This is a genomic window from Nostoc commune NIES-4072, from assembly GCF_003113895.1.
In the GTDB taxonomy this organism is placed as follows: domain Bacteria; phylum Cyanobacteriota; class Cyanobacteriia; order Cyanobacteriales; family Nostocaceae; genus Nostoc; species Nostoc commune.
Genome location: NZ_BDUD01000001.1, coordinates 774,348 through 801,335, shown reverse-complemented (window position 1 = coordinate 801,335; position 26,988 = coordinate 774,348). Strand labels below are relative to the sequence as shown.

The window sequence follows — 26,988 nt, the reverse complement described above, 5'->3', positions numbered from 1 at the left end:
GAAGTGCTATCAAAGTGACGTAATTCACACAAAGACGACTTGGAAGCCCGTTCCTTCACGGTACGGGAGGAATTGTCGCCAAGTCGTCTTGGTCATTAGTCATTGGTCAATAGTCATTAGTATCTGGAGTTTAGACTGACTAAATTTGTTTACACTAGAATTAGCGCGATATGTACGGACGGGCTACGCCTACGCAATAATTTGGCGGCATATACAGGAAATGCTTGGTACTAAAAATCACTTTTAATGCGAATTTAGCATTTTGACAGAATTTAACAGGCTTTCCTGAACAGCCAGAGGCGGGGAAAAGACTAAGAATTATTACAAGAGGTTAAGCTATTCTTGAGATAGCTACCCTGATGACTAGATATTACATTTAAATTTATTAAGAAAAGTTAATGAAAGCTGAACAAATTGATACAGAAATGGCAAGGCTAGAAGCCCTCCGCCAGTATCAAATTCTTGACACCGAACCGGAAGAAGCTTACGACAATCTTGCTCAGTTAGCGGCATTTATTTGTGGTACGCCTATATCTTTGGTAAATTTCATTGATGAAAACCGTCAATGGTTTAAGGCAAAAGTAGGTTTAAATGTATCAGAAATGCCTCGGACTGTGGGCTTATCTTACCTTTGCCAAGAGCGGCGTAATGTTGTAGTAGTTCCTGATACCCTAGCTGATGAAAAATTGGCAAATAATGCGGTAGTAATTGGCTATCCCCATGTACGGTTTTATGCAGGTGTACCCTTAATTACTCCCAAGGGAGATATGCTGGGTACTCTGTGTGTAATTGACCAAGTTCCACGGGAATTGAACCAAGAACAAGTGGAGGCGCTTGTGGCTTTGAGTCGGTTGGTAATCGACCAACTAGAACTCAGACGTCATGTAACTGAGGTATCTCAAGTTACCGAGAAACTAATGGCGCACCAGCAAGCAGCACACGCCGAGTCTGAATCGGCTAGAATCCGCATTGCTAATTTGCTCGAAAGCATCACTGATGCGTTTTTTGCTTTAGATAAAAAGTGGCGATTCACCTACATTAATGGTCAAGCAGAATTACTGTTGCAAAAAACCCAGAATGAATTATTAGGTCAAAGCATCTGGGAGGTCTTTCCAGAACTCATAGACACAACATTCCATCGTGAGTATCAGAGGGCAATGTTAGAACAGGTGAGTGTGGAATTTGAGGAGTTTTATCAGCCACTAAACTGCTGGCTTCAAGTCCACGCTTATCCTGCAAAAGACGGTTTGTCTGTTTATTTCCAAGACATTACTGAACGACGGCGAACAGCAGAAGCACTACGGGAGAGTGAAGAACGCTGGCAATTAGCATTAAATGGTAATAATGATGGTATTTGGGATTGGAACCTCAAGACTAATGAAGTGTTCTTCTCAACTCGGTGGAAAGAAATGCTCGGTTATAAAGACCACGAAGTTTCCGACGGTTGGGATGAATGGACGAAACTAATCCACCCCGATGAGCGAGATTGGGTACTTCAAGTCTTCCAAGACCACTTTGCCAAGAAAATACCGTTTTACGTCTGTGAATATCGAGTCCAATGCCAAGACGGCAGCTATAAATGGATTCTAGATCGAGGACAGGCACTTTGGGACGCATCGGGTGATATAGTGCGGATGGTGGGTTCTTATACAGATATCACAGATCGCAAGCAGGCAGATGAAGAATTAAAGCGGCAGAATTTACGATCGCAATTATTTGCTGAAATCACCCTGAAAATTCGAGAATCTTTACAAATAAACAAAATCCTTCAAACCACTGTTACTGAAGTACAAAAACTACTACAAGCTGACCGAGTTTTAATTTTTCAAATAGAGCCTGATGGTTCGGGAACAGTAGTGCAAGAGGCGGTGCTACCTGGTTGGCCGGTAATTTTAGGAAAAAATATTTTTGACCCCTGTTTTAAGGAAGAATACATAGAAAGATATCGCCAGGGCAGAGTCAGTGCGATGGAAGACATTCAAGCTGCTCATATTCAACCATGCCATCGAGAATTTCTTCAGCAGTTTGCTGTCAGGGCTAACCTCGTAGTGCCAATTCTCGTCAGGGAAAGCATTTGGGGCTTGTTGCTGGCTCATCAGTGTTCTGCACCTCGACGATGGAATAACTTTGAGACGGAGTTGTTAAAGCAACTAGCTAACCAAATTGGGATTGCTTTATCTCAAGCGCAACTATTAGAAAAAGAAACTCAGCAAAGTCAAGAACTCGCTCGTTCCAATGCGGAATTGGAACAGTTTGCTTATGTAGCTTCCCATGACTTACAAGAGCCTTTGCGGATGGTAACGAGTTATTTACAACTATTAGAGCGAAGATACAAAAATCAACTTGATACTAATGCTGACCAGTTTATCAACTATGCAGTAGATGGGGCGCGGCGGATGCAGACGCTGATAAATGATTTGTTGAATTATTCTCGCGTTAGTACCCGTGGACAGCCCTTTATACCCGTAAATTGTAGTATTGTCTTAGAACAAGCGATCGCTAATCTGCAAATTGCCATCTCTGACAGTAAAGCAATTATCACTCACGATCCTCTACCTGAAGTAATGGCTGATGTTACCCAATTGATACAAGTATTTCAAAACCTGATTGGCAATGCAATCAAATTTTGCCGTCATCAGCAGCCACAAATTCACATCGGCGTAGCGAAGCCAAATGGAAATCTAGATGGGGAAAGTTTAAATGTTATACCGTCGGTAGATGAATGGTTATTCTGGGTACGCGATAATGGTATTGGTTTAGAATCCCAGTATGCTGAACGTATTTTTATAATTTTTCAGCGATTGCACGGTAGAGATAAGTATCCGGGTACTGGAATTGGTCTGGCAATTTGTAAAAAAATTATAGAACGCCACGGCGGCCGGATCTGGGTTGAGTCAAAACTGGGTGAAGGCTCGACTTTCTACTTCACAATTCCAGATAGAGCAGGTAAGCAATCGTGGGCATCATAACACCGATTATGCCTATTGAGGTTTTGTTGGTAGAGGACAATCCTGGCGATGCTCAACTTACACGCATCGCCCTGGAAGAAAGCAAAATCTCGATTCACTTGAATGTGGTCGAGGATGGTGTAGAGGCAATGGCATTCTTGCGAAAGCAGGAAAAATATGTCAAAGCAGCCCATCCAGATATTGTCCTGCTCGATTTAAATCTCCCCAGAAAAGATGGGCGAGAAGTACTAGCAGAAATTAAAGGAGATGAAAACCTCAAGCGAATTCCTGTGGTAATTTTGACGACTTCGCAAGCTGAAGAAGACATCCTCAAAGCCTATAATTTATGTGCAAACTGTTATATAACTAAGCCCGTAGATTTCGATCAATTCGTTAAAATTGTACAATCAATAGAAAATTTTTGGTTTGCGATCGTAAAACTGCCACCGGAGTAGTGGAAATGGCAGGTAAAAATATTAAAGTCTTATTAGTAGAAGATAACCCTGGCGATGTCTTTTTATTACAAGAGTTTTTAAAGGAAGTTACTACAGTTGTAGTTGATTTGTCGCCCGTTGAGCGACTTTCTGAAGCACTCAACTACTTAGCTAAAGAACCTTTTGATGTAATTTTGTTAGACCTCTCGCTGCCAGATAGCCAGGGACTAGAAACTTTTGTCATCGCTCACCATCAAGCAAAAGCCACTCCGATAATTGTGCTGACGGGTATAAACGACGAAACCCTAGCAATTAGAGCAATGCAAGAAGGAGCGCAAGATTATTTGGTGAAAGGGCAAGTAACTGGCGACTTGCTGGTGCGCTCAATGCGTTATGCTATTGAACGGCAACGAGCAGACAATGCACTGCGCCAGAGCGAGGAACGATTTCGGGTGGCCCTGAAAAACTCTCCCATCTTCGTCTACAACCAAGATTGCGAGTTACGGTACACCTGGGTTTACAACCCCTCTTATGGATTGACTGTTGAAGAAATATTGGGCAAACAAGATTTAGATATTATCCCAGTTGAAGATGCTCAACGTCTCACCACAATTAAACGTAGAGTGTTAACCACTGGCATAGGAACGCGAGAGGAAGTATCAATAACAATCAAAGATACAACTCGATATTACGATTTGACAGTTGAGCCATTGCGGAACGAATCGCAAGAAGTTGTTGGCGTGACATGCGCCAGTATTGATATTAGCGAAAGACAAGCCGCACTGCGCGAACAGCAAGCTGCGCTACGCGAACGCAAATTGGCAGAAGAAAAAATCCGCGAACAAGCAGCATTACTTGATGTTACCACAGATGCCATTTGCCTACGAGATTTAAACAATAAAATTATCTTCTGGAACAAAGGCGCAGAAACACTTTACGGTTGGAAAGCGACAGAAGCTCGTGGCCAAAATGCTAGTGAGCTTTTGTATGACGAATTTTCACCAGAAATGGAAGCGGCTTTATTACAAGTTGTTAGTAAAGGAAAGTGGCAGGGCGAGTTAACTAAACTTACTAAAATGGACAAAGAAATCCTTGTTGCTAGTCGCTGGAGTCTGGTGTGCGATGAACAAGGGAAACCCAAATCAATTCTCACCGTTGACACAGATATTACCGAGAAAAAACACCTAGAAGCCCAATTGTTTCGCGCCCAACGCCTGGAAAGTATTGGCACTTTAGCTAGTGGCATTGCTCATGACCTCAACAATATCCTGACACCGATTTTAGCAGGAGCGCAATTATTACCGCTCAAGTTTCCTAATGCAGATGAGCGAACTCGTCATCTACTAGAAATTTTGGAAATCAACGCTAGACGCGGTGCTGATTTAGTCAAACAGGTGCTATCCTTTGCGCGGGGTGTAGAAGGGAAGCGAATCACTTTGCAACTCAGACATATAATTGTGGAACTTGGCAAGATTCTCAAAGAGACATTTCCCAAATCCATAGAAATCAGCACTGATGTACCACAGGATTTGTGGATGGTTTCTGGAGATAGCACACAACTGCATCAAGTGCTGATGAACCTCTGCGTTAACGCCCGCGATGCTATGCCCAATGGCGGTAGTTTGAGTATTTATGCTGAGAATCTGTTGATTGACCAAAATTATGCTCGAATGAACCTAGAAGCCAAAGAGGGGCCTTACACAGTGGTTACTGTCTCCGATACTGGAAGTGGGATACCTAGAGAAATCTTAGATAGAATTTTCGAGCCATTCTTTACTACAAAAGATGTAGGACAAGGCACTGGTTTAGGACTTTCCACCGTACTGGGCATAGTTAAAAGTCACGGAGGTTTTGTGAATGTGTATAGCGAAGTGGGAAGTGGCACTAGCTTTAAGGTTTACTTGCCAGCAGTGGGGGGAATGGAAACACTCACTCCAGAAGAATTGCCACTACAGACAGGACATGGAGAATTAATTTTGATTGTGGATGATGAAGCTGCCATTCAAGAGATTACCAGAACATCACTAGAAGCTCACAATTATAAAATCTTAGTTGCCAGTGATGGCATTGAGGCGATCGCGCTGTACGCTAAAAATAGGGACAAAATTAGTGCTGTACTAATGGATATTATGCTGCCCTCGCTGGATGGTATAACTGCCATCCGTACCCTGCGAAAAATCAACCCCCAAGCCAGAATTATTGCCAGCAGTGGACTCATGTCTGACAAGAAGCTCAGTGCATTAACTAAGATTGGTATCAATATCTTTTTGCCGAAGCCCTATACTGTCAACGAATTATTGCTTTCTTTAGAGAAAGTACTATCTTGAGTCAAACAATTTTGGATTTTGGATTTGTTTCATCTCACATCTGTATAAATAGTTGTGCTAACCACATTTATTAATCCAGAATCTAAAATTAGGTGAATTAATTGCGTAATTTTACTAATGACTAAGAGTACAAAAGGCTGCTTTATTGATGTGGGTGCAAATTGCTTTGATTTAATATGATTGAGCATCCGTTAACACCCTCCTTTTACCGATACTCACAGCTTGGCTAAATCAATATGCCTCGGTTTCTTAGGTTAATCATCAATATAGTAATCTTATGTGCATTGTTAGTCATATCCCAGCAAGTTTGGGCGCAAGATTGGCGTCCGGTTCGCGGTGGTATCCCTTTCGGTATCAGTGGTATGGCTTTGATAGAGCAACAAAACAATACGCTCGATTTTCTGATTGTCCATGACAACAAACAAAAAAACCAAGGTCGTTTAGCAATTATCAGTATTAAGGGTAAAAACCAACCTGAATATTTTCCATTAAATTGGCCAGGTAACATAGAATTACCCATCGATTTAGAAGCTTTAACATCTGTTCCAGAGAAAACAAAGTTCTCATTTATCGCTTTAACTAGTTCTGGAAAAGCTTATTACATCCGTTTACAGCCTGCCAAGAAGAGCATATCTATTATCAAAGAATTTGATTTACCAGAAATTATTCAAGGAAATAATTTTGAATCATTTGGAATACAAAATATAGACGGCAAATTAGTTGCTATTTGGGGACATAGAGGTGAAGGAGAACAACCAGCAACTATTTTTTGGGGAATATTTGACTTAGCTAAATATCAAATTACTCTCGCAGGTTCTGCCAATTTGAAAGTACCGTTTCCATCTGGCAATGTTCGTCATATTTCAGATATTAAGGTAGACTCCGTAGGAATTGTATATATTACCTCAGCAAGTGATGCCGGAGATGATGGGCCATTTCAGTCAGCTGTGTATGTCGCTGGGTACTTGGGATTTCGTGGTAACAAAATTGCATGGCGGCAAAATCCTCAACTTGTTCCCCTTTACCGCTCTAATTACCACAAAATTGAAGGTATGGAACTTGTTCCCGGTGCAGAAGGCGGTGTAATTGTTGGTACAGATGATGAGAATTTAGGTTCATATATATACATTGTGGGTGGAAGTTAATCTATCCTTTCAGATAAAATTTTTGTATAAATTTCATAATTTTCTCGATCGTAGCAACAAAAAATTACTCTTTGGGGACGACCATTCTTTTGTAATTGTTCCTCGCATATTTTCACTGCAATCTCAGCAGCTAGAATCTTAGGATATTTATAAATACCAGTACTAATGCAAGGAAATGCCAAAGTATTAAATTCTTTATCGGCGGCGATTTCCATACACTTGTAGTAACACTGAGCTAGAAGTTCGGGTTCTTTATTATTACCTCCTCGCCATACTGGACCCACTGTATGAATGATAAAGCTTGCAGGCAAGCGATATCCTTTGGTGAGCTTGGCATCGCCAATTTTGCATCCTCTAAGCGATCTACATTCATCAACAAGTTCTGCTCCAGCTGCTCTGTGTATTGCTCCATCTACTCCACTACCTCCAAGCAGACTTGTATTTGCAGCATTTACAATTGCATCAACTTGTAGCTTTGTAATATCACCCAAAATAACTTCCATAAAACTTGAGAGCTTGGTTAAAAAATCGAACTGATTGCTGGTTCATTTTCGACACTATGATACATATATATAGGATTTTGTCAATATTATTGGTGCGATCGCAATTTAGTGTAGGTTGACCATTATCTTATCGATAACGGCCACTTATTAATTACCCCTACACATTAAATCGGAACAACATTACATCTCCTTCTTGCACAACATACTCTTTCCCTTCACTGCGAACCAACCCTTTTTCCTTCGCAGCATTCATCGAACCAGTTGTTACTAAATCTTTATAAGCAACAGTTTCGGCGCGAATAAATCCCCGCTCAAAATCACTGTGGATTACACCAGCAGCTTGAGGTGCAGACATTCCCGCATTAATTGTCCAAGCGCGGGTTTCTTTAGGGCCACAAGTGAAATATGTCCGTAAGCCTAAAAGCGTGTAAGTTGCCCGAATCAATGATTTCAAACCGCCTTCTTCCACACCTAAAGACGCCAGGAAATCAGCTTTATCTTCCTCTGGTAATTCCACTAATTCAGCTTCAACTTGAGCCGAAACTATCACAACTTGGGCATTTTCTGTTGCAGCAATTTGCCGCACTGTTTCCACAAAATGATTACCAGTCGCTAACTCATCCTCAGAGACATTCGCAGCGTAGATAATCGGTTTATAAGTAAGCAGTTCTAATCCTTTAATAATTACTGCTTCTTCTTCATTCAAGCTTACCTGACGCACCGATTTACCTTCATTTAAAGCCGCCGCTAATTTTTCTAAAACTGTGATTTCAAACTGTGCATCTTTGCTGGTACGAGCTAGTTTACGAGTGCGGTCAATTCGGCGCTCAATTTGTGCTAAATCTGATAAACCCAATTCTATATTAATGATTTCAATATCTCGCGCTGGATCAACAGAACCAGCAACGTGGATAATATCGTCATTCTCAAAACAACGTACCACATGGACGATCGCATCAACTTCCCGGATGTGGGACAGGAATTGATTCCCTAGTCCCTCACCCTGACTTGCGCCTTTAACTAAACCGGCAATATCCACAAATTCAACCCGCGCCGGGATAATTTGTGCTGAACTAGCAATCTTAGCAAGAACATTTAACCGTTCATCCGGTACTGCGACAACGCCGACATTCGGTTCAATCGTGCAAAAAGGGAAGTTAGCTGCTTCTGCTTTAGCATTAGCAACTACAGCATTAAATAAAGTAGATTTTCCGACGTTGGGAAGTCCGACAATTCCGGCTCTTAGCATTTTGGATTTTAGATTTGAGATTTTGGATTATATTACCAAGTTAATCTAAACAGGTTCCGGTATGGTTTGGGGAATTGGCCCTGGAACCGTCTGAGGAATGGGAGCAGGTACTGGTTCTGGTACAGGCCCAGGTAACGGTTGAGGAATCGCTGGCCCCGGTACAGGTTCAGGACTAGGTAGCGGATTCGGCTCAGGATTGGGGCTAGGTAGCGGACTCGGGCCAGGAGTAGGAATTTGTGGTTCTGGTATAGAAATCGCAGTAAGATTAAGCATGATAAATCTAAATTAAATTATTCAACCTTCCCACGCTAGATGACAACCTCATCTGTTGACATCTCCCCAAATACCTATACCCACCTACACCCCCCTTCTAGCGGTGGGATGAACCTTCATTCGCACACTTGCAGCATAGACATATAGGACAGGTATTCTCCCAATGCCCAATGCCCAATGCCCAATGCCCCAATTCTATAAACTACTCCTCCTTCACCTTTTCCACCACCTCTGGCACTGGATCGTAACCACCTGGATGAAACGGATGACAGCGCAAAATCCGCCGAGTTGCCATCCAGCTACCACGCAACACTCCAAACCGTTCAATAGCTTCAATAGCATACATCGAACAAGTTGGTTGAAAGCGACAAGTCGGGAGAAACAACGGCGAGATAAACATTCGGTAGCCCCGAATCAGCCAAATAAATAATAATTTCATTGCAGCTACCCAAATCTTATAAATTAGTAACAGGGGTAAAAATTTTCATTTTGTCGTATCTTTGTTAATTACATTTTCTGACTTCACCTCAATTCCGGTTTTATGGCTGCAAATTGCGATAGCTGCAATTTGGGTGTTACTCATCCTTCTGATTGCAGGGGTAGTAAACCGCTTTGCCGATAAGCCAGAAATCGTGCGGAAGATAGTTCATATTGGCACTGGTAACGTGATTTTAATCGCTTGGTGGCTAGATATTCCCGCCAGAGTAGGGATTACAGCTTCTATTTTAGCGAGTGCAATCACCTTATTATCCTACCGATTGCCCATTCTTCCTGGTATTAATAGCGTTGGACGGCAAAGTTTCGGGACATTTTTTTACTCTGTCAGTTTCGGTATTTTAGTTGCCTGGTTCTGGTATTTACAACAACCCCAATACGCAGCACTCGGAATTTTGGTGATGACTTGGGGAGATGGATTAGCAGCCTTAATTGGGCAACGTTTTGGTCAACATAAGTATAAAGTTTTTGGGGCAGAAAAAAGTTGGGAAGGCTCCCTAACTATGATGCTCGTTAGCTATCTTGTCAGTAGTTTGATTCTAGTTGGAACTCAAGGAAACAGTTGGCAAACTTGGACAGTATCACTATTAGTAGCAGTTATAGCTACTGCTTTAGAAGCTGTTTCATTTTTAGGTATTGATAATTTGACAGTTCCCTTGGGTAGTGCAGCCCTTGCCTTCTTTTTAAGTCAGTTAGTTTTGAGTTAGTAATTGCCTTGAGTGCTATTCCTAATTGAGTAAATAAGAGATAGTGCCAAAAATTTCTTGTTAGTTAATAAATATAGAGTTTGTGGGTTGAGTCCAATACGGGTAAAGAAGTTTGTAGTAAGGACTTTAGTCATTCTTATTTTCTAAGCACTAAAGTGCTTACTACAAACCCTCAAAACTGATTTACTAGTTTAGTAGTCCGATCGCCATTTCAAGATACATCTTAGCCTTGTGCAAGTTAAGCAAGCTCTCTTGGTCGTATCTGTCAGGGTAGCTCATAGCTTTGCCTTCCATTGTCAGCTTAATCAGTGCCGCTTGCTCATCAGTGGGTGAATTCATCTCATCTACCACCCCTTCAAGGAATTGAATAACGCTAAAGCCTGGTGATTTCAACCCTCTTCCCTGCCTTATTTGAGCCAGTGCTATCTGTGGGAATGCCATCAAGGTAACAATCCAACTGGTCTTGTACCCTCCGTTCCCAGTAGGCTTCAATCCATAACGCCTACACAAATCTCTCAACTCAGCAATAGTTTTGATTTCGAGTTCTGACCTTGTGAACATAAAATAGAGTTACCCATTTGTAAAAGTGGTATCGGTGAGTTACAAGTTTTCCAGGCAAGTACTCACCGATTTAAAACTCTAACCCGATGGTTTCATCGACTTCAAGCTATATTTACTTTTCTAAACAATGCCTGACCGCAAGGGTAAACCTGAAAATTTTGGAAACCAACCAAGCAAGGAATTAACTGATCAATTGAGCTTCCGAGTCACCAAGGAAATGAAGGAAGAAGTAAAGGCTAAGGACGATCCTCCTGAATTTTGTCGCCAAGCTATCCAAAAAGCACTAGATGAAGATAGGGAGAAGTAGTTAAAAGTTTTTGGACTAATACTTCACGCCTAATGTGAATTAATAGCTTTAATTTTGTAGGATGCGTTATGGACGCTAGTCCTAACGCACCGAAGATATCGGACGGTGCGTTAGCCTACGGCATAACACACCCTACTACTTAACAATACTTATCATTATGTCAAAATTTTCTTCTAGGAGCAAAAAATGATGCTTATAAATCGATTATTTAAAGGACTAGCTGTTGTATTGACAGTAATGGGAGGCATAGTAATTATTTGGTTCTTAGTTAACTTGGTCGATCTAACAATATCGGCCTCTAATCTTGAAGGCAGTTCTTTCAGCAGAGGTTTTAGTTTTGTTATCCTGGCTAAAAGAACTCAACGAAATCTCATACTTGTGCTCATTGCTAGCGCAGTTGAGATTGCCTTATTCTGGCTACTAGTACTTCTTGATGTTGTCTCTCGACATCGTGGTTTAATAGCTACTTTAATCCTCTTTATTTTCGTTGGAATTGTGGTCTTTATTGTTTACAGTCAGTATTTAAATGCATATTAGCTGATTGACAAAATTTACTCTATATTTAACCTCTCACAGATAATTACCGCGATCGCTCCAAAATCCAATCGAGTAAAATCGGATTGACTAACTCCGGTGCTTCATCCTGCGGACAATGCCCCACTCCTTCTAAAGGAATAAACTTTTCTACCTGCCCAAAGTTAGCTAATTCTCTCCCTAATTTAATTGGTTCCCACGGATCGGCTGTTCCCCATAAGATAATCGCCGGACAAGGTAACAGTGGTAAAAGGTCTTCTGGTAATGGCCCTGTAGAATAAGAAGTAAAAGCCAGAAATACAGCCCCAGCCCCCGGATCACTTGCTGGTGACATCAAAATATCTACCAACTCATCTGTCACCATCTCAGGATTTGAGTATGCTTGCAGCAGAATTTTCCGCACCGTTTTCGGTTTGGCGAGTTGATTGAAAAAGAAATCGCCAACTGGTTTGATAGATAACAGGCGTTGCAGTAGAGGCGCTCCGTAACGACGAGATAAAGGTAAAGTTACCCGTTTGCGATCGTGCAACAGCCGTAATGAACAGTTGAGCAAAGCAACTCCTAAAGCAATATCAGGGTTGCTTACTGCTGCTTGCATGGCTACAATACAGCCAATAGAATTTCCGACTAAAAAAGCTGGTTCACCCACCACTTCACGGCAAAAATCTGCTACTTGCTGTCCCCAAGTTTCTAGTGTATAGGCAATTTTTTCTCCAGGTTGAGGTTTTGCGGAAGCACCAAAACCAATCAAATCGATCGCATAAACACGGCAACTTTGTGCTAATACGGGAATATTCTTCCGCCAGTGCCACCAAGAAGCGCCAAATCCATGCACCAGAACAACAGCTGGCCCAGTGGTTCCTTCAGTTTGATAGCAGATAGAGAAATCTTGCCAAATCCAGGTTTTTGTAGAGGTAAGTGCTGTTTTTGAACTTGAGGTTGTCATAAAAATTTGATGAATACAAGGGTAAAAGCCTTTCAGCAGCAAGACGCAAGTAAAATTGTTGTGAATTTGAATAAAATTTATCAGATTTTCAAAGTAAATACTTTGTAGTGATAGCTTAGACAGACAGCACGAAGGCTTTTTGGCTGATAGTTTTATCCAGCATAGATTTCCGTCTTGTTGATAGAGTTAATTTACTCATAACTTAGATTATGTCAGTATTAGAAATCATAACTTCTACAATAATGTGAGTAATATTTTCGCTATTTTTTAGATGTGAGCGAATTAGCGTCACTGCTAGATTCAGTAGTTTCACAATTTACGATCGCAAATTTGGTATATAACATTGTCGAATATGAGGCATCGGCTAAGGGGTGGTTTGCAACTGGAAACTGACGCTGAATTTAACAATATTTTTCTTGTTCCTAGTTCTGCGAGCCAGAAATCATGAATCTACTAGAAACAATCGATACTCCCGTTGGGAGCTATGCACCCGATTTTGAACTGCCAGGAATTGATGGTCAAGTACACCATCTCAGGCGTTATCTTGAGAAGTTCCGAGCAGTAGCTGTTATTTCCTTATGTAACCACTGTCCTTATGTCGAGTGGTATATAGACAGGTTAAAAAACATTCAAGCCGAATTTGCCCCCAAAGGCTTCACATTAATTGGTATGAATGGTAGTGATGGTAATCACGGCACTAGGCCAAGCTTTGAAAATATGAAAGCTTTTGCCCAGCGTCACGATTTGAATTTTCCTTACCTGTGGGACTCGACGCAAGATGTAACCCGCAGTTTTGGTGCTACAAAAACACCAATGGCATTTTTAATAGATACTAATGGTATAGTACGCTACAAAGGCAAAATTGACGATCATCCCCAAGATCCATTATCGGCGGGAGAGGATTATTTGAGAACTGCGATCGCTTCTCTGTTTCTTGGTGAAGAAATAGGTATACCACAAACAGAAGCAACAGGTACTACATTGATTTGGCGTAACTAGACATAGATAGTCCCTGTAACTGCTATCTTAAATTGGAGGCAATTGCAACTTTTTTGATAAAGCGGAACTTCATGGGAACGAATTACCGACGGGTTTTACTCAAACTGAGCGGTGAAGCCTTAATGGGCAACATGGGCTATGGTATTGATCCCGAAGTGGTCAAAGGCATAGCACAAGAATTAGCAGAGGTGATAGCCACTGGCACTCAAATCGCCATAGTTGTTGGCGGCGGCAATATTTTTCGTGGCGTCAAAGCAGCATCGGCGGGGATGGACAGGGCAACCGCTGACTATATTGGGATGATTGCCACGGTAATGAATGCCATGACGTTGCAAGATTCACTAGAACGCATAGGAGTACAGACGCGGGTGCAAACTGCGATCGCTATGCAAGAATTAGCAGAACCATATATCCGTCGTCGTGCCATCCGCCATCTTGAAAAAGGGCGGGTGGTAATTTTTGGTGCTGGTTCTGGAAATCCCTTCTTTACTACGGATACTACTGCGGCATTAAGAGCCGCAGAAATTGATGCAGAAGTGATTTTTAAAGCCACCAAAGTAGACGGAGTGTATGATGCCGATCCTCATATTTATCCTGACGCCAAGCGTTACAATAGCCTTACCTACGCGCATGTTTTAGCCAAAGATTTGCGGGTGATGGATAGTACTGCGATCGCCTTGTGTAAAGAAAATAATATCCCAATTCTGGTATTTGATCTAACGGTGCGAGGTAACATCCACCGAGCCGTCTTGGGAGAATCCATCGGTACCCTTGTGGGAGGTTCTTGTGATATTAGCTGAAGCTGAAAGTAAAATGCACAGTTCTGTTGACTCAACTCAACGAGCTTTTAACACGATTCGCACTGGCCGCGCCAATGCGAGTTTATTAGATAAGGTATTAGTGGACTATTATGGTTCACCTACACCCTTAAAATCACTGGCAAATATTAGCACGCCAGATGCCTCGACAATTCTGATTCAGCCCTATGAGCGTAATACCTTAAATATCATTGAGAAGGCGATTTCCCTCTCAGATGTAGGTTTAACCCCCAGTAATGATGGTTCTGTAATTCGGCTGAATATTCCGCCTTTGACAAGCGATCGCCGTAAAGAATTCGTCAAAATGGCATCCAAATATGCTGAAGAAGGTCGTGTTGCTATTCGTAACATCCGCCGCGATGCCCTAGACTCGATTCGCAAACAGGAGAAAGCCTCTGAAATCTCCAAAGATCAATCAAAAGACCAACAAGATAGCTTGCAAAAACTCACAAACGAGTATACAGCCAAAATAGACGCACTCTTGGCAGAAAAAGAAAAAGACATTACGACTGTTTAAAGTTTAATGTCTGAAGCATAAAGGCTGAAGGATGATAGATAAATTCTTCAGCCTTTATCATTTGTTAGGTATTTAACAAAAATTAATTAAACTAATTCAGGAGCAAAAATTCAGCCTTATGTACGATTGCATCATCGTCGGCGCTGGCCCAGCTGGTGGAACAGCTGCATATCATTTAGCTAAACAGGGCCGCTCAGTATTATTGTTAGAAAAAGAATCCCTACCAAGATATAAACCTTGTGGCGGTGGTGTATCTCCAGCGATCGCTCAATGGTTTGACTTTGATTTTAGCCCTGCAATTTCTGTAAAAGCCGACTCCTTTCGCTTTACCTGGAAATTGGGCGATCCAGTGGAAGCAAAAATCGCAACAATTGAACCAGTTTGGATGGTGCGACGAGATATTTTTGACCATTTCCTAGTGCAGCAGGCGCAGAAGCAAGGATCTGAAATCCGAGATAATACTGAAGTAACAAGTATTGAATTTAAAAGTGACTATTGGCAAGTTAACACAACCAATGGGCCAGTTACAAGTCGCTACTTAATCGCGGCTGATGGTGCTAAAGGGCCAATGGCAAAATGGCTAGGCTTCAAAGACCGTAAACGCAGTTTAGCAGCAGCTTTAGAAGCAGAAGTTTCTACAACTGTCAAAGACAAATCCACAATTCACCTTGAGTTGGGTTTGGTAAAAAATGGCTACATTTGGAACTTCCCGAAGGCGGATGGTTATTCCATTGGTATCGGTACATTTGTTGGTGGTCAACCCCAGGATTTTAAGAAGATTTTAGATGAGTACGCGCGATCGTTTGATCTAGATATCAAAACTAGCAAGCAGTATGGTTATCCCCTTTGCTTGTGGAATGGGAAGCAAAAGTTACATACCCAAAATGCAGTTTTGGCTGGGGAAGCTGCTTGTGTAGTTTATCCCATGACAGCAGAAGGCATTCGTCCGTCAATTTTTAGCGGTTTGATTGCAGCAGGAGCTATTAATGACGCCCTTTCTGGTGATAGCAATGCTTTAGAAAAATATACTGAAGCTATTAATGAAGAATGGGGTAATGAGATGGCTTGGGCACAAAAATTAGCTGGAGCATTCTATCGCTTTCCTGCTATTGGCTACAAAGTTGGTGTTAAACATCCCTCCGGTGCCAAAATCATGGGTAAGATTCTCTGTGGAGAACTGCGGTATAGCGACGTTACCGATCGCGCCCTCAAGCGTTTAATTCCTGGCTTTGGAAGTTAAGCATCAGGGATTAGGTAACGAATCTTTAGTGAACAAGACGCCCACCCTACAAAAATTAATTATCTCTTGTGGGGTGGGCGTCTTGCTCCCCCTATTTTTACTTTAATTATGCCTAGAGAAAAGCCAGATAATCACTCCAGTTCCGAATACACAAAGAATTCCTGCCAAGCCAGCGAGGGGTTTTTTATTCTTACCAGTGAACCAGTCAGAGACTTTACCTGTATAACTAATTAGTTCTGCTGTATCTATGGTAGCGATCGCCCATATCCATCCCGTGTGCAATCCCCAAGCTAAACCCAAATTATTGCGATCGGCAAAGCGTGCTAACACCAGCACCATTCCCATCAGCCACAATCCTGGGAGTTGGGGTGCGGTTTCATGTTGCTCCCAAACCAAATGTAGCAAGGCAAATATCAAACTAGAAATTACTGCTGCTACCCAAACTGGATAATCCTGCGCTAATTCAGTAAACAGGAAACCCCGAAAAACTAACTCTTCTATCCCACCAACTAATAACGCTATCAAGAAAATCGGTAGCAAGATGGGTAGTGCTAACTTGAAATTCGTCTTTTCAAAAGAACACCACCCTAACCCAAATTGCCCACTAAATACAATAGCTAGGCTCACCACTCCCAAAGCAAAACCTAGTGCTAAAGAACCAATAGTTGAAAGATTCCCAACAAAGCCGTAATCCGAAAAAGATTTATTGGTAAGCCAACTAACTCCCCACAGAATTAGGGGAGCTAATAGATAGAGTGACACCAATAACGGCATTTTTTGCTCTGGCTGTAAAGGTTTAGGGGGTTGCCAATTGAGCAATATTGCTGATACTGTTGCCACTGGCAACCAGCAAACTATCCAGAAAATAAAAAATGCCATCACTATAACTAGTGCTGGTGCATTTTCTATAAACGCCAATAAAGCGTTGACAGGAGACTCAAAGTAAGTTACTAAACTAAACAAAAAAAACACGATAGACTTCTTGCACTATAGATTTCTTGCTGATTAATCAAGACTCTACTAAAATTGGTGACCTCTGCAAGGGGTCTAATCGTATTCTTTACTTATGACAAAATTTTCTAAATAGAGCTACTAGTACCGCAAGGCAGAAGTCAAAAGGAGCCAGTGCGTTGGGCGGCTCTGCCGACTTGAAGCAACTGGCGTTCAAAAGTCAAAAAGCTTTAATTTTGAGCTTTATGGCTGTAATGAAATAGTACGTTTATTTCCGCCTACCTGCACTAGTTTGCTGTCGGGGTAAGGATAAGTTATCATCACCTGAAACTTATCCCTACCATCAACAAATTTACTCTTCGTCTTCCAAATCTTCGTCTGATTCGTCGGAGTCTATATCTTCTGAGGTTAGTTTTTTGTCACTTTCACCCAATTGAATCAGGTGAATATGTTTGTATCCCAACCTAATTTCAAACTCATCTCCAGCCTTTAAGCCCATTGCTTTGGTATATGTGGCACCAATCACAATCTGACCATTTTGATGGACACTAACCCGATATGTCGGTTCACGACCACGACCATCTTTAGGTGCTTCTGGACTTAGAGGAATCCCTCTAGCCGATAGCAAAGCGTCATAAAAATCAGTGAGATTGACACGAACCTGGTTATTCTTAGTAACAGTGTAATAGCCGCACTGTTTAGCTCTTTCTCGGCGTGGTAAAGTGGAAAGTTCTTTTACTTTAGCAAGTAGTGCTTTTCCGGTTAATGGTGCGGTTGCAGTTTCAGTCATTATGCTCAAATTTTCCTTACTCTCTCCAAACTGAAAAACGATGTAGTCTCATGCCAGCATTTGGCTTTTTAGCATTTGCATAGACCTACTTAGGACTCTAGTGTAACGGGTCAGTTCCTGCCGATAGGAGCCAAAAGTACTTCTATATATGGTTGTCCACAACCAATTAGAGGTCATAGTTGCCGTAGAAATTAATTTTGCTGATTTCACGGCACTTTTAACCATTATTCGCCATCAGAAATGAAATTATTTTCTCTTTTGGCGCTACTGTAGCGGTGTAACTTTCAGCCACCTTTACAAATTGGGTTAATTCTACTCCCAATAAGTCGTAGATCCCAAAAAATGCAGGTTTTCCACTTCTAGTGCTTATCCCTCTGGTCAATGAGAAGGTAAAGTTTTTTCTACTCATCCTCTCAAGCTTAGGACAGCATAGTATTTCAATAGAGTCCTACGGGCTTATGCCCTTTTGTCCTGCCAGTAGAGACGCGAATTTTCTTGTCTCTACATTACGATTTAACAAAGCAGTAGTAGCCGCGCTGATACGGCTATTGATTCTGTTTTGTGTCCTCGTAATTTTATATTAAATACTAGCATGGACTAATAATAGCAAAATAGTTGTTTAATTTTGAATTAAAGTTGCTGGTAAATTTTTATTTAAATTCCTGGACTGAAAGCTTGGAAAAAGCACTGAGGAAAATCCTCACCCTTTATTGCAAGCGTGAGTATTGCTCTATGCCTTTTATAAAAATTTATCTAATTTAGACGAGCAGTTTTGACCAATGTGTTAAATTCAAGATTTTCTTGATTGAGAGCAAGCAAAAATCTAAAAGTCTCGCGTATCCAGGATTCCCGGTACAATAACTTTTCTTTTAAACTGGTAAAGATTTTTCCTCGGTTTATTATCTTTTGCTCAAAAGCAGTCAGAGAATTTTGTACGTCTGTCTATGGGAAGAATAAATCTCTTAACATCTGCCTATCGCTTGATTGGCACTACTATATATTGAACATACCCTTTTACACTTCTATATAATCAAAAAATTCCGTCAAGCGTGGCTTCTGCTGAATTTTCTAGTTAGTTGCTCTAACTCAAGTTGGCATCAAGAGGTGTCGCTAACCTGACATGCATTTAATTGGGATATGATCGCTAAGTCGGAGATGAAGGTAAAATGCTATTTCCTTTACATTCGTAAATAGGTAAATTAAATGCAAAGCTATAATTACATTTTTGGCGTTTTCTCTGAGAATTTGACACAAATCTTGCCTACAGCGCTGCTATAAGTAAAGTTTGAATGGTTATCGTTAAACTAGAATCATTCGCTGTTTCATGGTCAGCCTATTAACACCAGGCTTTGAATGAAGAGCAAAAAAGTATAGCTCCCCTTTCAGAACTACCTGCCTTGAATCATGGTTTTTGAGGCTGGTGAAGCAATTTTAAAATATTGGTTAGTGGTCATGGAAGTTATTTTTAAGGTCATTCGACAGCAACAAAATTCCTCCCCAGTGGTGCAAACCTACCTTTTAGAGGCAGAACCAGGTAATACAATTCTGGATTGTCTCAATCATATTAAGTGGGAGCAAGATGGAACTTTGGCGTTTCGCAAAAATTGCCGTAATACAATTTGTGGTAGCTGCGCTATGCGAATTAATGGGCGTTCGGCTTTAGCTTGTAAGGAAAATGTTGGCAGTGAACTTGCTAGATTACAACAAATAGCATCATCCCAAAGTAAAGTAAATCCCATTCCCGAAATCACGATCGCACCTCTGGGGAATATGCCCGTGATTAAAGATTTGGTTGTAGATATGAGCAGCTTCTGGAATAATCTAGAAGCAGTTGCTCCTTATGTGAGTACGGCAGCACGACAAATACCAGAAAGAGAGTTTTTACAAACACCACAAGAGCGATCGCGCCTCGATCAAACTGGTAACTGTATTATGTGTGGTGCTTGTTACTCTGAATGCAACGCCCGTGAAGTTGATCCAAACTTTGTTGGGCCCCATGCCCTTGCTAAAGCTTATCGGATGGTAGCAGACTCCCGCGATAGCGACACCGAAAATCGTTTAGCAAGCTACAACAAAGGTACTAAAGGCGTATGGGGTTGTACCCGTTGTTTGTACTGCGATTCAGTTTGTCCAATGGAAGTTGCACCATTAGAACAAATCACCAAAATTAAACAAGAAATTCTTACCCACAAACAAGCCAGTGATAGTCGCTCAATTCGTCACCGAAAAGTATTGGTGGATTTAGTTAAAGAAGGTGGTTGGATTGATGAACGTCAATTTGGGTTACAAGTTGTTGGTAACTACTTTAAAGATTTAAGAGGATTACTCAGTCTTGCACCCCTTGGTTTACGGATGATCATCCGGGGTAAGTTTCCCTTGTCCTTTGAACCTTCTGAAGGGACAGAACAAGTGCGATCGCTCATTGAATCTGTGCAACAGGTAGAAGGGAGTAGGGAGTAGGGAATAGGGAATAGGGAATTTTCTTTCGCCACTCCCCACTCCCCACTCCCCATTCTTCAACGTGGTTCTTGAGGTATATTCAACGGTTGCCCATAACGGTCATATACTAAAACATCCCACTGACCGTTATTACTGGATTCAAAAGCAATCCTACTACCATCAGCGCTAATTGTAGGGTTGCGGACTTCAGATTGTAGGTTATTAGTTAAATTTCGTGATTGGCGTGTTTCCCTATCGTAAAGAAAAATAGCCGATCGCCCCTGACGGCTAGCACCAAACACTACATAACGACCATCTTGTGAAACGCTAGGATGAGTTGCGATCGCATCAAGGGAGTTTAAACCTGGCAAATCAACCAAATCACGAGTCACCGTATCAAACATATAAACATCTTGGCTACCGCGTCGGTCAGTAATAAAAACAATGTATCTCCCAGAAATTTGGGGGTTTAATTCTGACGCTAAACTATTAAAACTCCGCCCCCCCGGATCAAAGGGATAACTCAAAAGGCGAGGGTAGCCAAAACACCCAGTCAATAAACTTAAGGATAAAAATATAGGTATAAAAAAAATACGTTTCATATATTGGGCATGGGGCATGGGGCATGGGGCATTGGGCATTGGGCATTGTGAGCATTGGGTATTGGGCATTCTTCCTCATCTCCCTCATCTCCCTCTACGGAGGTGAACCTACGGTTGCACCATTAGGAATATCTAACTCAATATTTGGTCCTCGGTCTAAAACTTCAATATCCCACTGACCACGGCTGGCGGTTTCAAAGACAACATAACGTCCATCTGGGCTAATATTTGGTTTTCTGACCCAGCCGCGATAGGTTGGTGTGACGATTTGCGATTGTTGTGTAGCGCGATCGTAAAGCGCCACTACTGGTCTACCTTGGTCACTAGTAAGATAAGCAATGTAACGCCCTGTATAGCTCAAGCTAGGACTTTCAGCAATTGTCTCTGCTCGGTTTATCCCTGGTGTACCAATAAACAATTGCCTCTCCAAATCGAAAACCAGTAGCTGCTGATTACCATTTCGATTAGATACAAATGCTAAAAAGCGCCCATTTCCACTCAAAGCAGGTTGCTCCTCAGTGTAGCGACTGTTGAGGGAAGTAGGCCCTATAGAAATATCGTTATAACCACAAGATGCAAGCAAACTGGTTAAACCAAAAACCAGGCTCCAATGAATTGGTCTTTGGAGCCAAAATGTAGGCGTAAATTTTTCCACCTCAACTGTTTTCCGTCGCCTTTAAACCTACTGTCACACCAGCTGTTTTAAACATCGTCATCAAAATTGGTCGAATTATCTCGCCCCTCATTTGGCATTTCAACCGGGTTGTATGGCACATAATCAGTTGGGATCGCCTCATCATCTTCGCGTGGTCTTCGAGGAGTTGAGTCCGTTGGTGGACGACGCCTTCTGGGTCTGGGAGCGACATCATCTTCCCGGCTTTCTGGACGCTCAGAGCCGTTACTATTACGCCGAGAAGGTTTTCTGACTTCTCCTCCTGAACTTTCCCAATCATCAACTTGCCTAGCTGAAGAACCCCAATTTTCATCTTCAGAGCTTTCAGAAGGGCGATTTACAGGACGCCCAGAAGTCCGCCGCCGTGTTCTATCTGCTGGAGCCTGTCTTTCACTACTACTGCTGTTACGGCGTTCTGAACGGCGGGGGGGTTGCTCCTCATAGTAGTTATCACGAGTGGAAATCTCATCCCTGCTACCGCGAATCCGGGCACGCACGGGGCGTTCCTCCTCGTCTTCATAAGGTAATGGATCTAAGTCTGCATCCATTTCAGCTTGATACTTTCTGCGATCATTGTATGAATAGCGATCGCTAACCGGTCGGTCTTCATCCACAATTGGAGTGTTACGCTTTGCTTGCTGGGTAGCTATACTCCGCAGGCGAATACTTTCAACTGCAAAAAATACAGTTGTGCCAACTAATAGCAGTTGACCAAATTGTAGAATCGGGTCTAACCGCCATCCTTGAAAGACAAGAATGAAGCCGCAAAGCAAACCGACTGCCGCAAAAAAGATATCTTGATCCCGTGACAATTCTGGACGCACAGTACGGAGAAAATACAGTGCTGCCCCAGCCACAGCCAGGAAAATTCCTAAAATACTGGCTGAGTTTGCCCCAAAATTTACCTGAGCCAGAAAACTGGCTGAGTTCAGCCCAAAATTTATCATTGCTGTTTTCCCAATATCAAATCTATGTTAGCGAGTCACAATTAAAATCACTACTGTAATTAGTCACGATATATTGAAGCTTCAAAGCCTCTGGCAAAGAAGCTCTGAAGCTGTTCACCGAAAAATTAAAAAACCTATGTCTGTCAGCTACAACTGCCACTAGCGGCAAATACTGCTGCTTTTAGTGCAATTATAAATACCTGACAGACAATCAATTGTGAGAGTTAAATTAACTCTCACAAGCATTATGAACGCTGGATTTTATCTTTTTGGCTAATGAAAATTAGACCAACTGTAGCTGGGATTACAACAATTACAGTACCCCATAGCAGACTCCAAAGAAAATTTGCTAAAGAAGGCGTCATACTTCTAAACCTTTTTTTACACACTTCATCCTAATTTTAATAGTGTATTACTTTCTTGAGAAGCCTCTAACTCGGAACTGCCAAACTTGGTAACTGTTGTGAGGGAGTTTGCTTGTCTATTCCAGAAGGAAGTGGCAGCATTTGGTTAAAATGATGATGAGAGTGCTTTACAAAGCTTCAAATTTTGTGGCGTGAGCGAAGCGCGGCTTGCCGTTCGCCTAAGTTTTTCTTTCTTTACGATAGATAGTACCTTAAACCGATGACTGGTGTTGACCTGACTACTTGGATTCTTGGCCCTGTATTAGGGCTGATGACGTTTTTATTTATATTTCGGATCATTCTCACTTGGTACCCGCAAGTGAATCTGAATCGTTTGCCCTTTAATTTAATAGTTTGGCCCACCGAACCATTTTTAGTGCCTTTGCGAAAACTGGTACAACCTATAGGCGGAGTGGATATTACACCTATTATTTGGGTTGGTATCTTCAGTCTGGTGCGAGAAATCCTGCTAGGTCAGCAAGGATTGCTGACTATGCTGGATCGTGTAAATTAGGCATGGGGCATGGGGCATGGGGCATGGGGCATTAGGTTATACTCCACCTACTCCCTACTCCCCACTTCCCACTCCCTAGCCGTTCATCTCCTGGACAAAACTTGTATAGACATTACCCTGTAAAAATTGTGGAGTTTCCATAATTCTTTGATGAAACCCAATTGTGGTAGGTAATCCAGTGATGGCACATTCCCGGAGTGCGCGTTTCATGCGGTTAATAGCAGTGGGTCGGTCTGGGGCCCAAACAATTAACTTGCCGATCAAAGAATCGTAGTAAGGTGGGATTTGGTAATCTGTGTAAACGTGAGAATCAATGCGAACACCAGGGCCTCCAGGGGGCAGATAGCCACTTATTCGTCCAGGAGAAGGGCGAAAGTCATGATCTGGGTCTTCAGCGTTGATCCGGCACTCAATCGAATGACCCCGCAAGACTACTTGCTCTTGGGTAAGCTTAAGTCTTTCCCCTTGAGCAATGCGAATTTGTTCGGCAACTAAGTCTATTCCAGTAATCATCTCTGTTACAGGATGTTCTACTTGAATCCGGGTGTTCATTTCCATAAAGTAGAATTTACCGGATCTATCCAAGAGAAACTCGATAGTACCCGCCCCACTGTAATTAATGAATTGGGCAGCTTTGACAGCAGCTTGCCCCATTTTTTCACGCAGGTCTTTGTCGAGAGCCGGACTTGGTGCTTCTTCTAGTAGCTTTTGATTCCGGCGCTGAATTGAGCAATCCCGTTCGCCCAAGTGGATGACATTACCGTAGTTATCCGCCAAAATTTGAAATTCGATGTGGCGGGGACGTTCAATAAATTTTTCTATATAAACGCCAGAATTACCGAAAGCTGCTCCTGCTTCCCCTTGGGCTGCTAAGAAAAGTTTGACAAATTCATCTTCAGAAAGCACCAGGCGCATACCCCGTCCGCCACCACCGGCTGTGGCTTTGATCATCACTGGATAACCGATTTCCTTGGCGAATTTTAATCCTTCTTCTTCGGATTCTACTAACCCTTCACTACCTGGTACTGTGGGAACTCCAGCTTTTTGCATGGTTTCTTTGGCAGTGGATTTATCCCCCATCAGCTTTATAGCTTCTGGAGTAGGGCCGATAAAAGCAATATGATGGTCGGCACAGATTTCCGCAAACCGGGCATTTTCTGCCAAAAAGCCATAGCCTGGGTGAATTGCAGTCGCATTACGGGTCAGTGCGGCAGCAATAATATTGGGAATATTCAAATAACTTTTACTGCTAGCAGGTTCGCCAATGCAAACCGCTTCATCAGCAAGCTGGACGTGGAGAGCATTCCGGTCAACGGTGGAATGAACCGCGACTGTCGCAATTCCCATTTCTTCACAGGCGCGGAGAATGCGAAGGGCGATTTCTCCCCGATTGGCAATTAATATTTTGTCAAACTTCATTTTTTAGTTTCGATATCATTACCAGTAGATTGACATTTTCTCTGATCCAACTTGAAACGACGCTTTCGCATTATTTCAAATTATCACAGGAGATTCGCCACCCTGAATCCTTACGCAAACTCGCATATTGAAGGCTTGCTGCCTCTACGAGTCTTACTAGACTAACAACATTGCTGCTGTAAGTCTTAGCTAGCTTACTAAACTGGGTTTTGGCGTAGGCTTAGGCGGTCGTAGATATGGCCTACAACGGGTGGGTACGCGATGCCTGCGGCGGGCTGCGCCTACGCACCGCACCTCCCACAGTCGCTCTACCCTTTTTAATATCACTTGTGCAGATGCTAGATTTCTGTCAGTCTGATACCGCCTTGAGGAAATTTATATTTTTGAGAAATATAACTTTAGATATCACCTTACTATAATTATTTTCTTATGCTATAGTCTATCTTTAGACAACTCGTGCGGATGTGGCGGAATTGGTATACGCGCACGCTTGAGGTGCGTGTGGGCAATGCCCTTGCGAGTTCGAGTCTCGCCATCCGCATATTTTGTTTATTAGTCAAGGGTCAATAGTCGAGGGTGAATATACCTTGGACTGTTGACCCTTAAATCTTGGTAGAGCTAGGGTTTTTATGCTTTTATAGAGATACGTGAAGTTTTGTAAAAAGCATTGAGTATTACTTTTACGGCGACAAACAACCTAACACTGCCAACAGCTTGGCATCGCCTCACTCCGATTTGGCAAGGAGGGGAGGAAGTAATTCAAAAAAGTTTACCTCATACTCAGCTAGCACCTGCTTGGCAGCTAATGCTTTTGGGTGACGGCTCTCCAACACGTCACCTAGAATTGCTTACAAGTGAGCCTGTAGAAGTAGATGTCATTGATATGTCATTGATTGGCATGGACTTAGATGGCGCTCCTGATTTAATCCAAGCTGTACCAGGGCCGCGATTACGGCGGCAAGTGTGGCTGCGGACTGCTTCGGGTCAGCGATTAGCCTATGCTACCTCGTGGTGGGAAGCTAGTCATGTAGATGAGTATTTGCAAAATCGTTCATTACCAATTTGGGCGAGTTTAGCTCGTCTTCGCACAGAACTGTATCGGGATGTTCGAGGAATTTACTATGGTGACTCATCGGCGCTAGAGTCTGGTTTTGATGTAACTGGGCCTTTTTGGGGTCGCCATTACTTGTTTTGGCATCATGGACAGCCACTAACCTTAATTTATGAAGTTTTTTCGCCTTATTTAACTAAATATTTGGGGGCTATGCAATTAAATTCCCTAAACTATTAATAAAGGCATGATGTGGTGCGATCGCTCGCTACCGCGCTAAATCAAGTAGCTGAAATCATACAATGAAATTATCAAAGGAACGTTGAATTATTGTGGCAGCGATCGCCTCTAGTAGGTTTAATGAATACTGTTGTGCTAAATCTAGAACCGATTGCTCATTTAACCGATGAGCAATTTTATCAATTGTGTGTTGCCAATCGTGACTTAAGCCTGGAAATGAATGCAGCTGGAGAATTAATAATTATGCCACCAGTAGGAGGAGAAAGCGGAAATCAAGAAGCAGATTTAATTACAGACTTAAATAATTGGAATCGTCAAGCAAAATTAGGGAAAGTTTTTAGTTCTTCAACTATCTTTATACTTCCCAACGGTGCAAAACGTTCTCCTGATGCTGCTTGGGTAAAATTGGAGCGGTGGGAAGCTTTAACAGCAGAACAACGAAAAAAATTTCCGCCACTTGTACCCGACTTTTTGATTGAACTGCGATCGGAGACAGATCGCCTTGCACCGATTCAAGAGAAAATGCAGGAATACATTAAAAATGGTCTGCGTTTGGGCTGGCTAATTAATCCTCAAGATCGCCAAGTTGAAATTTACCGACTTTTGAAAGCTGTAGAAGTTGTGCAAATGCCAGCGATTGTTTCTGGAGAAGATATTTTACCTGGATTTGAGTTGCAAGTATAAGTAAATGATAAGCCTGAAGGTATAGCTTTGCTATACCGCATTATCCCAAAAAATACTGCACTTTTGATGTGGCGCGATCGCCTACCCGCCCATGCTAGGCGATCGCATATCGCAACCGCGCAAAACCAAGTACCTTGGAATAACAGATTTACTTGCGAAAACTTTCCGACAAAGGAATTAATCTCAGGGAAACGTCCTACGAAATTCAACAAAGCGTGTTAAAAATGGTAACTGAGTCAAAAACACAGCTTTTGAAAGAGTAGGAAAGGTT

The 26,988-nt window shown here is 42.2% G+C and carries 30 protein-coding genes and 1 tRNA gene; 18 read left to right on the top strand and 13 right to left on the bottom strand.

Annotation, left to right across the window (positions count from 1 at the left end):
- Positions 1-398 precede the first annotated feature (398 nt).
- The 4 genes from CDC33_RS03485 to CDC33_RS03470 all read left to right on the top strand — a co-directional run bounded on the left by CDC33_RS03485 (position 399) and on the right by CDC33_RS03470 (position 6,854).
- Positions 399-2,969 (top strand): GAF domain-containing protein, encoded by a 2,571-nt coding sequence (locus CDC33_RS03485; RefSeq protein WP_109007312.1) that lies wholly within the window; start codon positions 399-401, stop codon positions 2,967-2,969.
- An 8-nt stretch (positions 2,970-2,977) separates the two neighbouring features.
- Positions 2,978-3,403 (top strand): response regulator, encoded by a 426-nt coding sequence (locus tag CDC33_RS03480; RefSeq protein WP_109007311.1) that lies wholly within the window; start codon positions 2,978-2,980, stop codon positions 3,401-3,403.
- A gap of 5 nt (positions 3,404-3,408) precedes the next feature.
- On the top strand, positions 3,409-5,709 hold the full coding sequence (locus CDC33_RS03475) for a hybrid sensor histidine kinase/response regulator (protein ID WP_109012421.1): 2,301 nt from the start codon (positions 3,409-3,411) through the stop codon (positions 5,707-5,709).
- A gap of 236 nt (positions 5,710-5,945) precedes the next feature.
- Positions 5,946-6,854 (top strand): hypothetical protein, encoded by a 909-nt coding sequence (locus CDC33_RS03470; RefSeq protein WP_109007310.1) that lies wholly within the window; start codon positions 5,946-5,948, stop codon positions 6,852-6,854.
- Here CDC33_RS03470 and CDC33_RS03465 read toward each other — a convergent pair.
- The 4 genes from CDC33_RS03465 to yidD all read right to left on the bottom strand — a co-directional run bounded on the left by CDC33_RS03465 (position 6,851) and on the right by yidD (position 9,318).
- Positions 6,851-7,357, bottom strand: coding sequence for an O-acetyl-ADP-ribose deacetylase (locus CDC33_RS03465; RefSeq protein ID WP_109007309.1), 507 nt, complete (start codon positions 7,355-7,357; stop codon positions 6,851-6,853). The genes CDC33_RS03470 and CDC33_RS03465 overlap by 4 nt on opposite strands.
- A 157-nt stretch (positions 7,358-7,514) precedes the next feature.
- Positions 7,515-8,606, bottom strand: coding sequence for a redox-regulated ATPase YchF (gene ychF / locus CDC33_RS03460; protein ID WP_109007308.1), 1,092 nt, complete (start codon positions 8,604-8,606; stop codon positions 7,515-7,517).
- Between the two features lie 45 nt (positions 8,607-8,651).
- A complete protein-coding gene (locus CDC33_RS03455; protein ID WP_109007307.1) occupies positions 8,652-8,879 on the bottom strand; it encodes a hypothetical protein in 228 nt (75 codons plus the stop codon).
- Positions 8,880-9,081: 202 nt separating this feature from the next.
- Entirely contained in the window at positions 9,082-9,318 is a 237-nt protein-coding gene (gene yidD / locus CDC33_RS03450; RefSeq protein WP_012412579.1) for a membrane protein insertion efficiency factor YidD, read from the bottom strand.
- Between the two features lie 61 nt (positions 9,319-9,379).
- Here yidD and CDC33_RS03445 point away from each other — a divergent pair, with 61 nt between their 5' ends.
- Positions 9,380-10,081: a diacylglycerol/polyprenol kinase family protein gene (locus CDC33_RS03445; RefSeq protein WP_109007306.1), complete on the top strand. Its 702-nt coding sequence runs from the start codon at positions 9,380-9,382 to the stop codon at positions 10,079-10,081.
- 186 nt (positions 10,082-10,267) lie between these two features.
- Here the strand turns inward: CDC33_RS03445 and CDC33_RS03440 are convergent, their stop codons facing one another.
- A complete protein-coding gene (locus CDC33_RS03440; protein WP_109007305.1) occupies positions 10,268-10,642 on the bottom strand; it encodes a hypothetical protein in 375 nt (124 codons plus the stop codon).
- 127 nt (positions 10,643-10,769) lie between these two features.
- On the opposite strand from CDC33_RS03440, the gene CDC33_RS03435 reads away from it, so the two are divergent.
- Positions 10,770-10,949, top strand: a complete 180-nt coding sequence (locus CDC33_RS03435; protein ID WP_109007304.1) for a hypothetical protein — start codon at positions 10,770-10,772, stop codon at positions 10,947-10,949.
- 186 nt (positions 10,950-11,135) lie between these two features.
- On the top strand, positions 11,136-11,486 hold the full coding sequence (locus CDC33_RS03430) for a hypothetical protein (protein ID WP_109007303.1): 351 nt from the start codon (positions 11,136-11,138) through the stop codon (positions 11,484-11,486).
- Positions 11,487-11,529: 43 nt separating this feature from the next.
- Here CDC33_RS03430 and CDC33_RS03425 read toward each other — a convergent pair whose 3' ends face one another.
- Positions 11,530-12,429 carry an alpha/beta fold hydrolase gene (locus tag CDC33_RS03425; RefSeq protein WP_109007302.1) on the bottom strand — a complete coding sequence of 300 codons (900 nt, stop codon included), beginning with the start codon at positions 12,427-12,429 and terminating at the stop codon, positions 11,530-11,532.
- Between the two features lie 444 nt (positions 12,430-12,873).
- Between CDC33_RS03425 and CDC33_RS03420 the strand changes: the two genes are divergently transcribed.
- The 4 genes from CDC33_RS03420 (at position 12,874) to CDC33_RS03405 (ending at position 16,003) form a co-directional block, all read left to right on the top strand.
- Complete coding sequence (locus tag CDC33_RS03420; protein ID WP_109007301.1) at positions 12,874-13,428, top strand: thioredoxin family protein; 555 nt, start codon at positions 12,874-12,876, stop codon at positions 13,426-13,428.
- A 71-nt stretch (positions 13,429-13,499) separates the two neighbouring features.
- Positions 13,500-14,228, top strand: a complete 729-nt coding sequence (gene pyrH, locus CDC33_RS03415; protein WP_100898733.1) for a UMP kinase — start codon at positions 13,500-13,502, stop codon at positions 14,226-14,228.
- Positions 14,215-14,763 carry a ribosome recycling factor gene (gene frr, locus CDC33_RS03410; protein WP_109007300.1) on the top strand — a complete coding sequence of 183 codons (549 nt, stop codon included), beginning with the start codon at positions 14,215-14,217 and terminating at the stop codon, positions 14,761-14,763. The genes pyrH and frr overlap by 14 nt, the downstream gene beginning before the upstream one ends.
- A gap of 118 nt (positions 14,764-14,881) precedes the next feature.
- Positions 14,882-16,003, top strand: a complete 1,122-nt coding sequence (locus CDC33_RS03405) for a geranylgeranyl reductase family protein (RefSeq protein ID WP_109007299.1) — start codon at positions 14,882-14,884, stop codon at positions 16,001-16,003.
- Positions 16,004-16,105: 102 nt separating this feature from the next.
- Here CDC33_RS03405 and CDC33_RS03400 read toward each other — a convergent pair whose 3' ends face one another.
- Together CDC33_RS03400 and CDC33_RS03395 are read right to left on the bottom strand one after the other, a co-directional pair.
- On the bottom strand, positions 16,106-16,975 hold the full coding sequence (locus CDC33_RS03400) for a CPBP family intramembrane glutamic endopeptidase (RefSeq protein ID WP_109007298.1): 870 nt from the start codon (positions 16,973-16,975) through the stop codon (positions 16,106-16,108).
- Positions 16,976-17,306: 331 nt separating this feature from the next.
- On the bottom strand, positions 17,307-17,744 hold the full coding sequence (locus CDC33_RS03395) for an AbrB family transcriptional regulator (protein ID WP_109007297.1): 438 nt from the start codon (positions 17,742-17,744) through the stop codon (positions 17,307-17,309).
- Positions 17,745-19,196: 1,452 nt separating this feature from the next.
- Here CDC33_RS03395 and CDC33_RS03385 point away from each other — a divergent pair.
- Positions 19,197-20,204 (top strand): succinate dehydrogenase/fumarate reductase iron-sulfur subunit, encoded by a 1,008-nt coding sequence (locus CDC33_RS03385; RefSeq protein ID WP_181374205.1) that lies wholly within the window; start codon positions 19,197-19,199, stop codon positions 20,202-20,204.
- A 56-nt stretch (positions 20,205-20,260) separates the two neighbouring features.
- Here CDC33_RS03385 and CDC33_RS03380 read toward each other — a convergent pair whose 3' ends face one another.
- The 4 genes from CDC33_RS03380 to psbX form a co-directional block, all read right to left on the bottom strand.
- On the bottom strand, positions 20,261-20,785 hold the full coding sequence (locus tag CDC33_RS03380; protein WP_109012420.1) for a TolB family protein: 525 nt from the start codon (positions 20,783-20,785) through the stop codon (positions 20,261-20,263).
- 94 nt (positions 20,786-20,879) lie between these two features.
- Complete coding sequence (locus CDC33_RS03375; RefSeq protein ID WP_109007294.1) at positions 20,880-21,440, bottom strand: TolB family protein; 561 nt, start codon at positions 21,438-21,440, stop codon at positions 20,880-20,882.
- Positions 21,441-21,487: 47 nt separating this feature from the next.
- Positions 21,488-22,405 (bottom strand): Ycf66 family protein, encoded by a 918-nt coding sequence (locus CDC33_RS03370; protein WP_109007293.1) that lies wholly within the window; start codon positions 22,403-22,405, stop codon positions 21,488-21,490.
- 245 nt (positions 22,406-22,650) lie between these two features.
- A complete protein-coding gene (gene psbX / locus CDC33_RS03365; protein WP_109007292.1) occupies positions 22,651-22,770 on the bottom strand; it encodes a photosystem II reaction center X protein in 120 nt (39 codons plus the stop codon).
- A gap of 259 nt (positions 22,771-23,029) precedes the next feature.
- On the opposite strand from psbX, the gene CDC33_RS03360 reads away from it, so the two are divergent.
- Complete coding sequence (locus tag CDC33_RS03360; RefSeq protein WP_109007291.1) at positions 23,030-23,323, top strand: YggT family protein; 294 nt, start codon at positions 23,030-23,032, stop codon at positions 23,321-23,323.
- Positions 23,324-23,398: 75 nt separating this feature from the next.
- Here CDC33_RS03360 and accC read toward each other — a convergent pair whose 3' ends face one another.
- Positions 23,399-24,742 carry an acetyl-CoA carboxylase biotin carboxylase subunit gene (gene accC, locus CDC33_RS03355; RefSeq protein WP_109007290.1) on the bottom strand — a complete coding sequence of 448 codons (1,344 nt, stop codon included), beginning with the start codon at positions 24,740-24,742 and terminating at the stop codon, positions 23,399-23,401.
- Positions 24,743-24,978: 236 nt separating this feature from the next.
- Between accC and CDC33_RS37680 the strand changes: the two genes are divergently transcribed.
- The 5 genes from CDC33_RS37680 (at position 24,979) to CDC33_RS37675 (ending at position 26,939) form a co-directional block, all read left to right on the top strand.
- Positions 24,979-25,161, top strand: a complete 183-nt coding sequence (locus CDC33_RS37680; protein WP_146195770.1) for a hypothetical protein — start codon at positions 24,979-24,981, stop codon at positions 25,159-25,161.
- 39 nt (positions 25,162-25,200) lie between these two features.
- Positions 25,201-25,283 (top strand) — tRNA-Leu (locus CDC33_RS03350).
- Between the two features lie 126 nt (positions 25,284-25,409).
- On the top strand, positions 25,410-26,033 hold the full coding sequence (locus CDC33_RS03345; protein ID WP_109007289.1) for a chorismate lyase: 624 nt from the start codon (positions 25,410-25,412) through the stop codon (positions 26,031-26,033).
- Between the two features lie 120 nt (positions 26,034-26,153).
- On the top strand, positions 26,154-26,717 hold the full coding sequence (locus tag CDC33_RS03340; protein ID WP_109007288.1) for a Uma2 family endonuclease: 564 nt from the start codon (positions 26,154-26,156) through the stop codon (positions 26,715-26,717).
- Positions 26,718-26,744: 27 nt separating this feature from the next.
- Entirely contained in the window at positions 26,745-26,939 is a 195-nt protein-coding gene (locus CDC33_RS37675) for a hypothetical protein (RefSeq protein ID WP_146195769.1), read from the top strand.
- The last annotated feature ends 49 nt before the right edge of the window (positions 26,940-26,988 follow it).

What these genes read in the sequence shown, in the direction of transcription:
- CDC33_RS03485 (WP_109007312.1), top strand. Translation starts at nt 399, where the DNA reads ATGAAAGCTGAACAAATTGATACAGAAATGGCAAGGCTAGAAGCCCTC.
- CDC33_RS03480 (WP_109007311.1), top strand. Translation starts at nt 2,978, where the DNA reads ATGCCTATTGAGGTTTTGTTGGTAGAGGACAATCCTGGCGATGCTCAA.
- CDC33_RS03475 (WP_109012421.1), top strand. Translation starts at nt 3,409, where the DNA reads ATGGCAGGTAAAAATATTAAAGTCTTATTAGTAGAAGATAACCCTGGC.
- CDC33_RS03470 (WP_109007310.1), top strand. Translation starts at nt 5,946, where the DNA reads ATGCCTCGGTTTCTTAGGTTAATCATCAATATAGTAATCTTATGTGCA.
- CDC33_RS03465 (WP_109007309.1), bottom strand. Translation starts at nt 7,357, where the DNA reads ATGGAAGTTATTTTGGGTGATATTACAAAGCTACAAGTTGATGCAATT.
- ychF (WP_109007308.1), bottom strand. Translation starts at nt 8,606, where the DNA reads ATGCTAAGAGCCGGAATTGTCGGACTTCCCAACGTCGGAAAATCTACT.
- CDC33_RS03455 (WP_109007307.1), bottom strand. Translation starts at nt 8,879, where the DNA reads ATGCTTAATCTTACTGCGATTTCTATACCAGAACCACAAATTCCTACT.
- yidD (WP_012412579.1), bottom strand. Translation starts at nt 9,318, where the DNA reads ATGAAATTATTATTTATTTGGCTGATTCGGGGCTACCGAATGTTTATC.
- CDC33_RS03440 (WP_109007305.1), bottom strand. Translation starts at nt 10,642, where the DNA reads ATGTTCACAAGGTCAGAACTCGAAATCAAAACTATTGCTGAGTTGAGA.
- CDC33_RS03435 (WP_109007304.1), top strand. Translation starts at nt 10,770, where the DNA reads ATGCCTGACCGCAAGGGTAAACCTGAAAATTTTGGAAACCAACCAAGC.
- CDC33_RS03430 (WP_109007303.1), top strand. Translation starts at nt 11,136, where the DNA reads ATGATGCTTATAAATCGATTATTTAAAGGACTAGCTGTTGTATTGACA.
- CDC33_RS03425 (WP_109007302.1), bottom strand. Translation starts at nt 12,429, where the DNA reads ATGACAACCTCAAGTTCAAAAACAGCACTTACCTCTACAAAAACCTGG.
- CDC33_RS03420 (WP_109007301.1), top strand. Translation starts at nt 12,874, where the DNA reads ATGAATCTACTAGAAACAATCGATACTCCCGTTGGGAGCTATGCACCC.
- pyrH (WP_100898733.1), top strand. Translation starts at nt 13,500, where the DNA reads ATGGGAACGAATTACCGACGGGTTTTACTCAAACTGAGCGGTGAAGCC.
- CDC33_RS03405 (WP_109007299.1), top strand. Translation starts at nt 14,882, where the DNA reads ATGTACGATTGCATCATCGTCGGCGCTGGCCCAGCTGGTGGAACAGCT.
- CDC33_RS03395 (WP_109007297.1), bottom strand. Translation starts at nt 17,744, where the DNA reads ATGACTGAAACTGCAACCGCACCATTAACCGGAAAAGCACTACTTGCT.
- CDC33_RS03385 (WP_181374205.1), top strand. Translation starts at nt 19,197, where the DNA reads ATGGAAGTTATTTTTAAGGTCATTCGACAGCAACAAAATTCCTCCCCA.
- CDC33_RS03380 (WP_109012420.1), bottom strand. Translation starts at nt 20,785, where the DNA reads ATGAAACGTATTTTTTTTATACCTATATTTTTATCCTTAAGTTTATTG.
- CDC33_RS03370 (WP_109007293.1), bottom strand. Translation starts at nt 22,405, where the DNA reads ATGATAAATTTTGGGCTGAACTCAGCCAGTTTTCTGGCTCAGGTAAAT.
- psbX (WP_109007292.1), bottom strand. Translation starts at nt 22,770, where the DNA reads ATGACGCCTTCTTTAGCAAATTTTCTTTGGAGTCTGCTATGGGGTACT.
- CDC33_RS03360 (WP_109007291.1), top strand. Translation starts at nt 23,030, where the DNA reads ATGACTGGTGTTGACCTGACTACTTGGATTCTTGGCCCTGTATTAGGG.
- accC (WP_109007290.1), bottom strand. Translation starts at nt 24,742, where the DNA reads ATGAAGTTTGACAAAATATTAATTGCCAATCGGGGAGAAATCGCCCTT.
- CDC33_RS37680 (WP_146195770.1), top strand. Translation starts at nt 24,979, where the DNA reads ATGGCCTACAACGGGTGGGTACGCGATGCCTGCGGCGGGCTGCGCCTA.
- CDC33_RS03340 (WP_109007288.1), top strand. Translation starts at nt 26,154, where the DNA reads ATGAATACTGTTGTGCTAAATCTAGAACCGATTGCTCATTTAACCGAT.